This window comes from Gilvimarinus sp. 1_MG-2023, assembly GCF_030548285.1.
Window position 1 is genome coordinate 1 of record NZ_JAUOSC010000154.1, and the last position, 448, is coordinate 448.

Genomic DNA, 448 nt, shown 5'->3' on the forward strand with positions numbered 1-448 from the left:
GCCCATATCAATATGCCGCCCCTGCTGGCTCAGAATCCGGTTCAGAAAGCGCAACAAATGGTCATTGCCATCAAAAGCGACACTGGTGCGCTCCAGACGGCCGTTGCGATCAACCCAGATATCGTTATAGCCGTTGATCAGAATGTCGGATATCCGTGGGTCCAGCATCAGCTCGGTAATTGGCCCCAGCCCCTGGATTTCATCGGCCACGGTGCCCAATAACTGGCTGCGCACCCCGTCCGCCAATGCACGGCCATGGCTTGCCAGCAAGTCATCCAGATGCTCTTGCAGATGTCGAATCAGGGCCACCCGATCCACCACCGAGTGTTCGGACACACCTTCCAGCCCTTCCAGCACCCGCCGATGCAGTCGGCGGCGCAGGTGGCTGTATTCTTCCGATGCCAGTGGAATCAGCGCTTCATCCATCCTCTCGGCCTGGGTCATAAGG

Annotated in this window: 1 pseudogene; it reads right to left on the minus strand. The window is 58.3% G+C overall.

Annotated features, from left to right (window positions below):
* Window positions 1-426, minus strand: a pseudogene (locus Q4563_RS16185) (hypothetical protein); the annotation flags it as partial.
* Between the last annotated feature and the right edge of the window lie 22 nt (window positions 427-448).